The organism is Rhizobium sp. Root491 (genome assembly GCF_001427205.1).
Lineage (GTDB): Bacteria > Pseudomonadota > Alphaproteobacteria > Rhizobiales > Rhizobiaceae > Agrobacterium > Agrobacterium tumefaciens.
Window position 1 is genome coordinate 779623 of record NZ_LMFF01000001.1, and the last position, 13116, is coordinate 792738.

11 protein-coding genes are annotated in these 13116 nt (G+C 59.3%); 4 read left to right on the plus strand and 7 right to left on the minus strand.

What is annotated here, in order from left to right:
• Positions 1-22 precede the first annotated feature (22 nt).
• From ileS to ASD46_RS03935, 3 genes are all read right to left on the minus strand, one after another.
• A complete protein-coding gene (gene ileS / locus ASD46_RS03925; RefSeq protein WP_025592596.1) occupies positions 23-2926 on the minus strand; it encodes an isoleucine--tRNA ligase in 2904 nt (967 codons plus the stop codon).
• Between the two features lie 268 nt (positions 2927-3194).
• On the minus strand, positions 3195-4175 hold the full coding sequence (locus ASD46_RS03930; RefSeq protein ID WP_004432194.1) for a bifunctional riboflavin kinase/FAD synthetase: 981 nt from the start codon (positions 4173-4175) through the stop codon (positions 3195-3197).
• 43 nt (positions 4176-4218) lie between these two features.
• Positions 4219-5067 (minus strand): TIGR01459 family HAD-type hydrolase, encoded by an 849-nt coding sequence (locus tag ASD46_RS03935; RefSeq protein WP_060641850.1) that lies wholly within the window; start codon positions 5065-5067, stop codon positions 4219-4221.
• 369 nt (positions 5068-5436) lie between these two features.
• On the opposite strand from ASD46_RS03935, the gene groES reads away from it, so the two are divergent.
• The 4 genes from groES (at position 5437) to ASD46_RS03955 (ending at position 9324) form a co-directional block, all read left to right on the plus strand.
• Positions 5437-5733, plus strand: a complete 297-nt coding sequence (gene groES / locus ASD46_RS03940; RefSeq protein WP_003494080.1) for a co-chaperone GroES — start codon at positions 5437-5439, stop codon at positions 5731-5733.
• A gap of 74 nt (positions 5734-5807) precedes the next feature.
• Positions 5808-7442, plus strand: a complete 1635-nt coding sequence (groL, locus tag ASD46_RS03945; RefSeq protein ID WP_004432205.1) for a chaperonin GroEL — start codon at positions 5808-5810, stop codon at positions 7440-7442.
• Between the two features lie 740 nt (positions 7443-8182).
• Entirely contained in the window at positions 8183-8617 is a 435-nt protein-coding gene (locus ASD46_RS03950; RefSeq protein WP_025592588.1) for a hypothetical protein, read from the plus strand.
• 260 nt (positions 8618-8877) lie between these two features.
• Positions 8878-9324 carry a DoxX family protein gene (locus ASD46_RS03955; RefSeq protein WP_013635551.1) on the plus strand — a complete coding sequence of 149 codons (447 nt, stop codon included), beginning with the start codon at positions 8878-8880 and terminating at the stop codon, positions 9322-9324.
• 62 nt (positions 9325-9386) lie between these two features.
• Here the strand turns inward: ASD46_RS03955 and hisG are convergent, their stop codons facing one another.
• Genes hisG through hisS form a run of 4 tightly spaced genes read right to left on the minus strand, consistent with a single transcriptional unit; the run spans position 9387 to position 13116 of the window.
• Positions 9387-10079, minus strand: a complete 693-nt coding sequence (gene hisG / locus ASD46_RS03960) for an ATP phosphoribosyltransferase (RefSeq protein WP_025592586.1) — start codon at positions 10077-10079, stop codon at positions 9387-9389.
• Positions 10076-11203 carry an ATP phosphoribosyltransferase regulatory subunit gene (locus tag ASD46_RS03965; RefSeq protein ID WP_060641851.1) on the minus strand — a complete coding sequence of 376 codons (1128 nt, stop codon included), beginning with the start codon at positions 11201-11203 and terminating at the stop codon, positions 10076-10078. Before ASD46_RS03965 ends, hisG begins: the two co-directional genes overlap by 4 nt.
• A 16-nt stretch (positions 11204-11219) precedes the next feature.
• A complete protein-coding gene (locus tag ASD46_RS03970) occupies positions 11220-11588 on the minus strand; it encodes a VOC family protein (RefSeq protein WP_026330619.1) in 369 nt (122 codons plus the stop codon).
• Between the two features lie 4 nt (positions 11589-11592).
• Positions 11593-13116, minus strand: a complete 1524-nt coding sequence (gene hisS / locus ASD46_RS03975; protein ID WP_025592581.1) for a histidine--tRNA ligase — start codon at positions 13114-13116, stop codon at positions 11593-11595.

Sequence of the window (13116 nt, forward strand, 5' to 3'; positions counted from 1 at the left end):
AACGATGCGCAGCAGCTTTAAATCATCCCAGCGCGGCAAGCTCGCGCAGTGCCGCCGCATCACGGGCCGAAACCTCCGGATAGTCCGGATCGGAACCGACATCGGTGGTGATACGCCAGGAGCGTGCGCATTTTGCGCCTTCCGCCAGCTTCTGCTCGACCACGACCTTTGCGACCTCCGGCAAGCGGAAGCCATCGGCAGGGCCTTCATCGCCGACCACCGAAATGGCCGAGGTGATGCAGATTTCGGCAAAATCCTGCCCGGAGAGAGCCGCCAGAAGATCGGCGTCGGCAATGTGCACGACGGGCGCTGCCTCAAGCGAGGAGCCGATACGCTTTTCACGGCGTTCCACTTCGAGCGCACCGGTGACGACCGTGCGGACCTTGCGGATTTTCTCCCACTTCGCTTCCAGCGCGTCGTTGTTCCACTCCGCCGGAATTTCCGGGAACTGGGCGAGATGCACAGATTCCGCATCCGGATAGCGCGAAAGCCATGCTTCTTCAGTGGTGAAGGGCAGCATGGGCGCAAGCCATGTGACGAGGCAATCGAACAGCTTGGCGATGACCGACAGCGATGCACGGCGCTTCAGCGACGACGGCGCGTCACAATAAAGCGTGTCCTTGCGGATGTCGAAGTAGAAAGCCGACAGCTCCACATTTGCGAAATCGATCAGGGCGCGGGCGATCTTCTTGAAGTCGAAGGCGTCGTACCCGTCGCGCACGACCTTATCCAGCTCGGACAGGCGGTGCAGCACCAGCTTTTCCAGTTCCGGAAGATCGGCATAGGCGATCTCCTCGCCCTTGTCGTGGGCAAGCGTGCCGAGCATCCAGCGCACGGTGTTGCGCAGCTTGCGATACGCGTCGATATTGGTCTGGATGATGGCCTTGCCCAGACGCTGGTCTTCCCAGTAATCGGTCGTCATGACCCACAGGCGCAGGATATCCGCGCCGGACTCTTTCATCACGTCCTGTGGTGCAACAACGTTGCCGAGAGACTTGGACTGCTTGCGGCCCTGCTCGTCCATGGTGAAGCCATGGGTGACGACGGCGTTATAGGGCGCGCGGCCACGCGTCGCGCAGCTTTCCAGCAGCGACGAATGGAACCAGCCGCGATGCTGGTCCGAGCCTTCGAGATAGACATCCGCCGGCCACTTCATGTCCGGGCGGTCTTCCAGCGTGAAGGTATGGGTGCAGCCGCTATCGAACCACACATCGAGGATGTCCATGACCTGCTGCCATTTGGCGTGGTCATGGTCATTGCCGAGGAAACGTTCTTTGGCGCCTTCGGCGAACCAGGCATCCGCACCTTCAGCCTCGAAGGCCTCGAGGATGCGGGCGTTGACAGCCTCGTCGACCAGAACCTCACCCTGCTCGTCGGCGAAGACCGCGATCGGCACGCCCCAGCTGCGCTGGCGTGACAGAACCCAGTCGGGCCGACCTTCGATCATGGCGCGCAGGCGGTTCTGGCCGGATGCCGGAACGAAACGGGTCTGGTCGATGGCATCAAGCGAACGCGAGCGCAGCGTCGTGCCGTCGCCCAGTTCCTTGTCCATATAGACAAACCACTGCGGCGTGTTGCGGAAGATCACCGGCTTCTTGGAGCGCCAGCTATGCGGATAGCTGTGCTTCAGACGGCCGCGCGCGAACAGGTTGTTGGCCGCGATCAGCGCCTTGATGACGCGCTCGTTGGCATCGCCCTTCTTGCCGTTATCATCCATGACGCGGGCCGCACCGCCTTCGGCAGACGGGCCGAAACCGGGTGCGTCCTCGGTGTAGAAACCGTCATCGCCAACGGGGAACGGGATGGCCGGCGAAACGCCGCGCGCTTCCAGCTCACGCTGATGCGCGGTCCAGACGTCAAAGTCCTCGCGGCCATGGCTCGGCGCGGTGTGCACGAAGCCCGTGCCTGCATCGTCGGTGACGTGGTCGCCATCGAGAAGCGGAACCGGGAAATCGTAGCCAAGCGACGCCAAAGGATGGGCGCAGGTGATGGCGGCCAGTTCTTCAGCTTTCACATCGCGCACGAACTTGAAGGTCACCTTCGCCTTGGCAGCAGCTTCATCGGCAAGCTTTCTGGCGAAGATCAGCTTTTCACCCGGCTGCGGCCCGAAATCGTTCTGCGCGCTTTCGACTTCGAACAGGCCATATTCGACCCGCGAGGAGAAGGCGATGGCGCGGTTGCCGGGGATGGTCCACGGCGTGGTTGTCCAGATGACGACAGAGACGCCGGAAAGAGCTGGCGCAGCGTCCTTCACCGGGAACTTCACCCAGATCATGTCGCTTTCAACGTCGTGATACTCGACCTCGGCTTCCGCCAGCGCCGTGCGCTCGACAACCGACCACATGATCGGCTTGGAACCGCGATAGAGCTGGCCGCTCTTGGCGATCTTCAGCAGTTCGCCGGCGATGCGGGCTTCCGCGTGGAAGTTCATGGTTGTGTAGGGGTTTTCGAAGTCACCCTCGATGCCGAGGCGCTTGAACTCTTCCGACTGAACCTTGATCCAGCCAGCCGCGAAGTCACGGCATTCCCTGCGGAACTCGTTGACCGGAACCTCGTCCTTGTTCTTGCCCTTGGCGCGGTAGGCTTCCTCGATCTTCCATTCGATCGGCAGGCCGTGGCAATCCCAGCCGGGCACGTAATTGGCGTCGAAACCGCGCATCTGGAACGAGCGGGTGATGACGTCTTTCAGGATCTTGTTCAGCGCATGGCCGATGTGGATGTTGCCGTTGGCATAGGGCGGGCCATCATGCAGCACGAATTTCTCGCGACCGGCGGCGGAGGCGCGGAGCTTTTTATACAGGCCCATTTCCTGCCAGCGCTTCACCGTTTCCGGTTCTTTCTGCGGCAGGCCGGCACGCATCGGGAAATCCGTCTGCGGCAAATAGAGGGTCGAGGAATAGTCGAATTTTTCTGCGGTGTCGCTCATAATTGTACCGTTGTTGCGCGCCGTGTCGGTCGCGCCGTCTCAATTTCAAAGAGGGCAAATACGGAAAGCGCCATGTCAAATGCCATGACGAGCGCCAAAATCCCGGACCTTCCGGCTCTTCAGAGCGGGCGGAAGGCCGGGCCAATAATTCGGCCTATCTGAACTTTAAACAGCAACCGGTATTGGGACATGGCCGGTTGTTTATGCGGTTTTCCGGCAAAAAGGAAGTGAAAAGCGACGACAATCCGGGACAGGATTATCTGCCCGCTCAAAATGCTATCTTCGCATCCAATTCACTGAGCGGCCGCACGCCTGACAGCATCGCCCGCGCCTCTTCCTCATCCCGCCTGATCTGCGCGACCAGCGGGTCCAAGCCGTCAAATTTCAGCTCGTCACGCAGGTGCCCGAAGAAGGATACCGAACAGACCTCACCATAGAGATCACCGGAAAAATCGAAGACGTAGGTTTCCAGAAGGGCCGCACCGTTATCGGTGACCGTCGGGCGGTAACCGAAGCTTGCAACGCCATCGTAAATCGCCCCGTCGGGGCGGCGGAACCGCACAGCATAGATGCCGGCTTTCAGCTCCGTTTCGGGTGAAAGCGCCATGTTGGCCGTTGGGTAACCCAGAGTTCGCCCCAGCTTCTGGCCGCCGATGACTTCACTTTCCACCGTGAAACGATACCCGAGTTGTCCGGCGGCACCTGCCACATCTCCTTCGCACAGAAGCGAGCGGATACGGCTAGAGGAGACGACATCCGCACCCTCGTCGCGAAAGGCATCCACGAGCGTCACGTCGAAGCCGTTGCGCTTGCCGGCCGCCATCAGAAATGCCGGGCCACCTTCGCGGCCCTTGCCGAAATGGAAATCAAAGCCGGTGACGACGGCGCTGGCGCCCAGCCAGTCGACCAGAATGGAATTGACGAACTCTTCCGCCGAGCGCTGCGAAAACTCGCGGTCGAAGGGGTATTCGATGACCGAGCGGAAACCGATGGCCTCGAGAATACGTGCCTTCAACGGCGCAGGCGTCAGGCGGAAGACCGGCGTTTCAGGGCGGAAGACGGAACGGGGATGCGGTTCGAAGGTCAGCACCAGTGCCGGAACGCCACGCGCCTCGGCCAGTTCCAGCGCCCGGTCCAGAACGGCGCGGTGGCCGCGATGCACACCGTCGAAATTGCCGATCGCGATGACGCCGCCGCGCAAGCCTTCAGGCAGCGGCTCCTTTTTTTCATTGCGATGAAAGACGGTCATTGCAGTCGATCCATTGTTTACGCCGGCTTACGCCAGACGTTTCCTAGGCAAGGCGGGGCATCCACCAGCCGGGAGCCGCGCCCTGCCCCTTCAGGTAGGCGTTCAGAAGCGCCTCGTCCGTCTGGCCATTCAACGTATATTCGGCAGCGTGAATGCCGCCGCTGATATAAAGAAGGTTGAGGCCGCTCGCAATTGCGCCCTTCACATCCGTCGGCATGCCATCGCCGATGGCGAGCACGCGATCCTTCGGGAAATCGCCGCGCACTTCTTTCGCCGCCGCAAGGCAGGCTTCATAGATCGGCGCGTGCGGTTTGCCGGCAATACGGACTTCGCCGCCAAGCTGTTCGTAATATGCGGCCATGGCGCCGGCGCAGGGAATGATGCGCTCGCCGCGCTCTACCACCAGATCGGGGTTGGCGCAGATCATCGGCGCCTTGCGGGCGATGAAGCCTTTCAGCATTTCCGTATAATCTTCCGGCGTTTCCGTCTCGTCATCGAAGAAACCGGTGCAGACGACGGATTCCGCTTCCACCTCGCCGACCCGTTCGACATCGAGACCTTCCAGCAGCGGCATGTCCCGCTCGGGGCCGAGCAGAAAGACTTTTCTCGGGCCTTCCGCGAACAGGCCGCGGGTGACGTCGCCCGATGTGATGATGCGGTCATAGGCCTCATCCGGCACGCCGAGAACGCGAAGCTGGGCGATGACACCGGGGGCCGGACGCGGCGAATTGGTGATGAGCACCACGGTCTTGCCGGCCTTGCGCGCGTCGTGCAGCGCAACCGCCGCATCCGGGAAAGCGCTGACACCATTATGCAGCACGCCCCAGACATCCGAAAGAACAACGTCGAACCCATCAGTGATTTCGCCGAGGGTGAGAATGCGATGGGCCATGATATGCTTTCCGGGTGCGAAAAAAGGGTGTGCGTCACATGGCAAAGCACGACGCCGATGGCAAGGAAAAAAGCGGTGCCAGGCCCGCCTCCAGACCACCGGCCACCATCCGAACATAAAACCCCTCTACGCCGAAAACGAAGGTTGCCTGAAAAAGAGCGATTTGTCCGCGCCCGTCAGAGCGTGGAAATTTTCTGTCATGGAACGCTGGTAACCATAGGCCGTGAAATTTTTCCGGCAGTGCGTTCTTGACTCCGGGGGGACGCCTCCTTATCTCGGCTTTGCTGGCACTCCAACAAGAGGAGTGCTAACACCCATCACGTGAACCTGCAAAAGGTTCCTGAAGTCATTTGATCGAGGGATTAGGCAATGACAAGCACCAATTTCCGCCCGCTTCATGATCGCGTCGTCGTTCGTCGCGTTGAGTCCGAAGCAAAGACCAAGGGCGGCATCATCATTCCCGATACCGCCAAGGAAAAGCCGCAGGAAGGCGAAATCGTCGCCGTCGGTTCCGGCGCTCGCGATGAGGCCGGCAAGGTCGTCGCTCTCGACGTCAAGGTTGGCGATCGCGTCCTGTTCGGCAAGTGGTCGGGCACCGAAGTCAAGCTCGACGGCGAAGACCTTCTGATCATGAAGGAAGCCGACATCATGGGTATCATCGGCTGATTTCGCCGCACCCATCGTTTCCTTAAATTTCAAGCCGGACCCCGTCCGGCCATTCGAAACCAGGAGTTTTGAAAATGGCAGCCAAAGAAGTCAAATTCGGCCGCACAGCGCGCGAAAAGATGCTCAAGGGCGTCGACATTCTCGCTGATGCAGTGAAGGTTACCCTCGGCCCGAAGGGTCGTAACGTCGTTATCGACAAGTCCTTCGGCGCACCGCGCATCACCAAGGACGGCGTTTCGGTCGCCAAGGAAATCGAACTCGAAGACAAGTTCGAGAACATGGGCGCACAGCTCGTTCGCGAAGTTGCCTCCAAGACCAACGACATCGCCGGTGACGGCACCACCACCGCAACGGTTCTGGCCCAGGCCATCGTTCGCGAAGGTGCAAAGGCAGTTGCTGCCGGCATGAACCCGATGGACCTCAAGCGCGGTATCGATCTGGCCGTTGCTGAAGTCGTCAAGGACCTTCAGGCCAAGGCCAAGAAGATCAACACTTCGGAAGAAGTTGCACAGGTCGGCACGATCTCTGCAAACGGCGAGCGTCAGATCGGTCTCGACATTGCTGAAGCAATGCAGCGCGTCGGCAACGAAGGCGTCATCACCGTTGAAGAAGCCAAGACCGCTGAAACCGAACTCGAAGTCGTCGAAGGCATGCAGTTCGACCGCGGCTACCTGTCGCCTTACTTCGTGACCAACCCGGAAAAGATGGTTGCGGACCTCGAAGACGCATACATCCTTCTGCACGAAAAGAAGCTTTCGAACCTCCAGGCCATGCTGCCTGTTCTCGAAGCTGTCGTTCAGACCGGCAAGCCGCTCGTCATCATCGCTGAAGACGTAGAAGGCGAAGCCCTTGCAACGCTCGTCGTCAACAAGCTGCGTGGCGGCCTCAAGATCGCTGCCGTCAAGGCTCCTGGCTTCGGCGATCGCCGCAAGGCCATGCTGGAAGACATCGCCATCCTGACCGGTGGTACCGTCATTTCCGAAGATCTGGGCATCAAGCTCGAAAGCGTTACCCTCGACATGCTCGGCAAGTCGAAGAAGGTTTCGATCTCCAAGGAAAACACCACGATCGTTGACGGTGCTGGCCAGAAGTCCGACATCGAAGGCCGTGTTGCCCAGATCAAGGCGCAGATCGAAGAAACCACTTCCGACTACGACCGCGAAAAGCTGCAGGAACGTCTTGCCAAGCTCGCTGGCGGCGTTGCCGTGATCCGCGTTGGCGGTTCGACGGAAGTTGAAGTGAAGGAAAAGAAGGACCGCATCGACGACGCTCTCAACGCGACGCGCGCTGCTGTTCAGGAAGGCATCGTACCGGGCGGCGGCGTTGCCCTGCTGCGTTCTTCCACGAAGATCACCGTCAAGGGTGAGAACGACGACCAGGAAGCCGGCATCAACATCGTCCGCAAGGCTCTGCAGTCTCTGGTTCGCCAGATTGCAGAAAACGCAGGTGACGAAGCTTCCATCGTTGTTGGCAAGATCCTCGACCGGAACGAAGACAACTACGGCTACAACGCCCAGACCGGCGAATATGGCGACCTGATCCAGCTCGGCATCGTCGACCCGGTCAAGGTTGTTCGCACGGCTCTGCAGAACGCAGCTTCGGTTGCTTCGCTGCTGATCACCACCGAAGCCATGATCGCCGAACTTCCTAAGAAGGAATCGGCAATGCCCCAGATGCCTGGCGGCGGCATGGGCGGCATGGACTTCTAATCAGTCCTGTCACTGGAATACGAAAGGGCGGTCTTCGGATCGCCCTTTTTTCGTTGCCGCCCATGCCTTTTGGTGATCTGGCGTCGCAAGCGCGACAGACGGGCGGCATTGAACTTCCAATCAGTCCTGTCACTGGAATACGAAAGGGCGGTCTTCGGATCGCCCTTTTTTCGTTGCCGCTCATGCCTTTTGGTGATCTGGCGTCGCAAGCGCGCCAGACGGGCGGCATGGACTTCCAATCAGTCCTGCCATTTGAATACGAAAGGGCGGTCTTCGGATCACCCTTTTTTCGTTGCCGCCCATGCCCCTTGTGAGAGCTGGCGCGATATCTTCACTTGCCGGGATCGGGCTTAAAAAATATTGTCTCTTTTTGAAACAGCGATAACTTTAGTCGGCTTGTTTTTGGCAGCGTGTGCAATAATCGGGTGCCGATAGAGGCGAATCACAATTGCCGATGGGGCGGATTTTCGCCCTCTCCAGTTTATAAGCACGACATTTAGTTGTCTTTTTTTCATATATTTCGCGATTACGATGAAGGAATACATATTATTTTTGATTTTCTCTCTGACAGGTTGTTGTGGGTAGAAGAAAATAAACTATAAGTCAGCGCCCGTGAGGGTGCCGCGGCGGGATGCAAGCATTGAAGGGGTTCGATGCTTGGCAAGCACGCTCGAATGCGGATGGCGATGAAAAATCAACTTGGCAGCGACGCTTGAGATTGCAGCGCTGGTACGATGTTCATGCGGGGGCGCGATTTGTTCGAAATATCAAGACGCAACGATGCTCTGCCTGCGGCCGCGACAACCATGCCGGATACTCAGACCCTCTCGCATTTCTTTATTTCGGAGGAATGGAGCGGCGATCTTTCGAGCGGCGTCATCAAGCTTGGCGAACATGCATCTTTCATGCATGGGCTGCCGCAGGGTGAGTGCGGCCTGCTCAGCCTGATTCGCTGTTACGATCGGGGTCACCACGACCGCGTGCTCGAAATTTTCGAACAGGCTTCTGCCGCACCCTCACGCTTCTGCTTTTCCACCGGCCTGTTCACCCTGCCGGCAATGCGGCAGCCGCTTATTTGCATGGGCGAATCCTCGGGTTTCGAGATCGGCCAGCAAGGGCGCATTTCGGGGCTCTTCCTGTTTCCGCGTTTCGAGGATATGCGCTTCGCCGCCTAGCGCGTTTCCAGTAAAACTGCGCAGCGGCTTTATGTCAGGAAATTTGCTAAAACAATTAGATAGATCGAGTCGAATGGTCCCGTTCAAACGGGGATGCGCGCTCAATGTTATTAGACGAGATTGTTGGTCGTTCACAAAATGAAGACAATTTGTCTTCTATTGTTCATCTTTATAGATGCATGATTTTCGGTCATTGATATCTCCAGACATCACCTTGCAGTTTAACCGGCGACACGCCGATCACTTACCGGAGATACTCCATGTCCAGCAGCCAGAACGCTCTCGTTCTCATCGCCCGCATTCTGCTTTCCTTCATCTTCATCTATTCCGGCTTCGGCAAACTCACCGATCCGGCTGGCACTGCCGGCATGATCTCGGGCGCCGGCATGCCTGCCGCAACCGCGCTTGCCTATCTTGCCGGCCTGTTCGAACTCGTTGCCGGTCTTGCCATTCTCGCCGGTTTCCAGACGAAGATCGCCGCATGGGCGCTTGCAGCATTCTGCGTGTTCACCGGCCTCGTATTCCACAGCGGCACCGTTGCCGTTCCCGGCTGGCCTGAGCCTGCTCTCGGCTGGATCAACACGCTGAACGGCATCATGCTGATGAAGAACATCACCCTTGCCGGCGCCTATATCCTGCTCGCAACCTTCGGTGCAGGCGCCTATTCCGTCGACGCAAAGCGCGGCTTCGTTACCGCCCGCGCCTGAGCCCATAGGCTGACCAAGAAAAAAGCCGCCGGAGCGATCCGGCGGCTTTTTCTTTTATGCTTTCAGACAGCCGCTTTTATTCGCGCCGCGATCTCCTGAACCGCCGGATCACCTTTGTGCTCCGGCTTGCGGGCGCGCACGAAACAGGCTTCCGAGCGGACGACGATGCCGTCGGAGAGGATTTTCAGGTGGTTAGCTTTCAGCGTCGAGCCGGTGGAGGTGATATCGACGATGATATCCGCCTGCCCTGCCGCCGGCGCACCTTCGGTGGCGCCAAGGCTTTCGACAATACGGTAAAGCTGAATGCCATGCTGGCGCGAAAAGAACTGCTGCGTCAGCCGCCAGTATTTGGTTGCGATTGCCAAACGGCGACCATGACGGGCACGGAATTCCGAGGCCACATCGCCGAGATCGGCCATGCTGTCCACATCCAGCCAGATTTCCGGCACGGCGACAACGACATCGGCATGGCCGAAACCGAGGCGGGCGCAGAATTCCACCTGCGCATCGGCGTTGGTCAGCCCCTCTCGCACCAGGTCTTCACCCGTCACGCCGAAATCCACGCTGCCAGCACCAATTTCGCGGGCGATCTCGGAGGCTGAGAGATAGGCAATCTCGATATCGTCGCGCCCTTCGATGCGGCCGCGATAGGACCGGTCGTTACCGACAGCTGCGACCTTCAGCCCGGCGCGTTCCAGAACGGCGGAGGCGTCTTCCTTCATCCGGCCCTTGGAGGGCAAGGCAATGGTGATCATGGCTTATCGCTCCCGCGCACCGTTTCGATGCGATCCAGCCAGAGGGAAAAGCCCACGGCCGGTATTTTTTCCTGCGCGCCAAGCAGCGTCAGCAGCCGGTCAAAACGGCCACCACCGGCCAAAACGCTATCGCTACCTTCTTCCATCACCTCGAAAACGAGGCCAGTATAATAATCGAGCGGACGGCCGAAGGCCGCGCCGTAGCTGACTGTTTCGAGATCGACCCCGGCATTCGCAAGGGCCGCGACACGCTTATCGAAAGCGGAAAGCGCACCGTCCAGTTTCAGCTTAGCCTTTGCGGCAAAATCGGCCAGAACTTGCGAGGCCTGCGGCAAGGGCGCCTGCAGGGCCAGGAACTGCTTGAGCAGTTCGAAACTCTCATCCGGCAGACGCGTGGCGGCAAGCGCCAGCTTTTCCCGCAGACGGCGGGCGATTTCCTGCGGCGAGCGGCTGGCATTGGTGGAATAGCCGGTTTCCTGCATTACCGTGTCGAGATAATCGACCAGCACCGCCTCTTCGCCCGTTGCCAGAAGTCCAGCGACCCGCGCGTCAAGGCCGGTCATGGGCTTGGGGTGCACGAGGCTTTCCAGCAGCGCGTCGAGCTGCGCCATATCGCCGAAAGCCTGCACCAGCCGTTTCTGCCAACCGAGCGGCAGGCCGAGCGCTGCCACGACCGCCTCGAACACCTGCTGGTCGCCCAGCGTGACGGCGAGCGAACGGCCAGGCAGAAGGCGTTTCAGGATGGCGGTTGCATCACTCACGGCGCGGGCATCGGCGGCGGCGATATCGGTATCGCCAAGATCCTCGATGCCGGCCTGATAAAACTCGTTCGCACCCTCCCGGCGCTGGCGGAAGACCTCGCCCAGATAGGAGTAACGCTTCGGCGTACCCGTCGCCGTCTCGATATGGCGCAGGCAAACGGGAATAGTGAATTCCGGGCGCAGACAAAGGCTTTCACCTGTCTCGCTCTCCGTCATGAAAATACGCCGGCGCAAATCCTCGCCCGCCATATCCAGAAACGGTTCGGCAGGCTGGATGACAGGCGTGTTCACACGACTTGTGCGGCGCGCGGCGAATTCTTCCAGTAGCTCTCCGGAAAATTCCGGCATGTCGATCAGGGGCATGGAACGGTACTTTTCGTCACGGTTCGAGCGGCTGCATCATTTCGATGCGGTTTCCGAAGGGATCGAGGACATAAAACCGGTGATATCCTTCGAGCGGCTCATCCTCAACCACATGGTAGCCTGCAGTTTCAAGTGTTTTTCGCAAGATACTGAGATCGTCTACCAGAAAGGCAGGATGGGCTTTCCTGGCAGGTCTGAAATCCTGATCGATGCCGAGGTGGAGTTTTATCGGTCCAGATGAGAACCAACATCCGCCGCGCGCCGCCAGATTGGCGGGTTTTGCCTGCTCCGCAAAGCCGAGCAGGTCGCCATAAAAGGCGCGCGCCTCGTCTTCCCGGCCGACGGGCATCGCCAGTTGAAGGTGATCGAGCGCGAGGATCGCCATCGCCTCAGCGCCCTTCAACGGCGCGGCGAACGTCCTCTGCATGATGCTCCAGAATCTCGCGAACCTTCGCCACCAGTTCGGCTTCTGGCGCGGTGATCTGTGCCACCCGCGCTTCGCGCCAGCTGGCATTGTCCTCGATTTCACCCGACAGGCGCTTGCCTTCGATCAGGTCCTTGATCTGCACCACGCCTTCGGCGCGCTCGTCACCACCCTGGATGATGGCGATGGGGGAGCCGAGACGGTCGGCATATTTCAGCTGATTGCCGAATTTCTTCCAGTTGCCCTGGTACATTTCGGCGCGGATGCCCTCGGCACGCAGCGCCTGCGTGAAGCGCTGGTAACGGCCCATGCTGTCCACATCGCCATCCATGACGGTGATGAGAACCGGGGCGAGCGGCTTGACCTGACCGAGTTTGCCGAGGTTCTTCAAGGCCGTCATCAGACGGGAAACGCCGATGGAGAAGCCTGTTGCCGGAACTGGCTGACCCATGAAGCGAGAGACGAGACCATCATAACGGCCGCCACCGCCGACCGAGCCGAATACGACCTTTTCGCCCTTTTCGTTGGTGACGTCGAAGGTCAGTTCGGCCTCATAGACAGGGCCGGTGTAATATTCGAGACCGCGCACGACGGAGGGATCGATCTTGATACGCGTCGCATCGTAACCGGCACCGGAAACCAGAGAGCCGATGATGTTCAGTTCATCGACGCCTTCCGCGCCTTTGGATGTGCCCGCAACCAGTTGTGCGAGATCATCGGCGCTTTCCGCATAATCCTTGATGCCGACGAAAAACAGAACCTTTTCGATCTGCTCTTCACCGAGACCCGCACCCTTGGTGAAATCGCCGGACTCATCCTTACGGCCAGGACCGAGCAGCAGCTTCACGCCATCAGGGCCGAACTTGTCGAGCTTGTCGATGGCGCGCAGCACGTTCAGGCGACGACCGGCATTTTCCTCGCCACCAAGGCCGATGGCCTCCATGACGCCGTCCAGCACCTTGCGGTTGTTGACGCGGATGACATAATCACCGCGCGCAATGCCAAGCGCTTCCAGCGTATCGGCCATCATCATGCACATTTCGGCATCGGCCTGCACACCGGCAGCACCGACCGTATCGGCATCGAACTGCATGAACTGGCGGAAGCGGCCGGGGCCGGGCTTTTCATTGCGAAACACATAACCGGCGCGATAGGTACGGTAGGGCAGCTGGATTTCGTTGAAATTTTCCGCGACATGGCGGGCAAGCGGTGCAGTGAGATCGTAACGCAGGCTCATCCACTGGTCGTCGTCATCCTGCAGCGAAAATACGCCCTCGTTCGGACGGTCGCTATCAGGCAGGAATTTGCCGAGCGCATCGGTATATTCAAACAGCGGTGTTTCCACCGGATCGAAGCCGTAAAGCTCGTAGACCTTGCGGATCTTGTCGATCATTTCATTGGTGGCATGGATATCGGCAGCAGAACGGTCCACGAAGCCGCGCGGCAGGCGGGCTTTCAGTTTCTGAGGCTTTTTTGCTTTTTCGCTCAT

Bases quoted from the DNA above. Each gene is read 5' to 3' on its own strand.
- ileS (WP_025592596.1), bottom strand. From the start codon at position 2,926: ATGAGCGACACCGCAGAAAAATTCGACTATTCCTCGACCCTCTATTTG.
- groES (WP_003494080.1), top strand. From the start codon at position 5,437: ATGACAAGCACCAATTTCCGCCCGCTTCATGATCGCGTCGTCGTTCGT.
- ASD46_RS03935 (WP_060641850.1), bottom strand. From the start codon at position 5,067: ATGGCCCATCGCATTCTCACCCTCGGCGAAATCACTGATGGGTTCGAC.
- ASD46_RS03970 (WP_026330619.1), bottom strand. From the start codon at position 11,588: ATGGCGATCCTCGCGCTCGATCACCTTCAACTGGCGATGCCCGTCGGC.
- groL (WP_004432205.1), top strand. From the start codon at position 5,808: ATGGCAGCCAAAGAAGTCAAATTCGGCCGCACAGCGCGCGAAAAGATG.
- ASD46_RS03965 (WP_060641851.1), bottom strand. From the start codon at position 11,203: ATGCCCCTGATCGACATGCCGGAATTTTCCGGAGAGCTACTGGAAGAA.
- hisG (WP_025592586.1), bottom strand. From the start codon at position 10,079: ATGATCACCATTGCCTTGCCCTCCAAGGGCCGGATGAAGGAAGACGCC.
- ASD46_RS03930 (WP_004432194.1), bottom strand. From the start codon at position 4,175: ATGACCGTCTTTCATCGCAATGAAAAAAAGGAGCCGCTGCCTGAAGGC.
- ASD46_RS03955 (WP_013635551.1), top strand. From the start codon at position 8,878: ATGTCCAGCAGCCAGAACGCTCTCGTTCTCATCGCCCGCATTCTGCTT.
- hisS (WP_025592581.1), bottom strand. From the start codon at position 13,116: ATGAGCGAAAAAGCAAAAAAGCCTCAGAAACTGAAAGCCCGCCTGCCG.
- ASD46_RS03950 (WP_025592588.1), top strand. From the start codon at position 8,183: ATGCGGGGGCGCGATTTGTTCGAAATATCAAGACGCAACGATGCTCTG.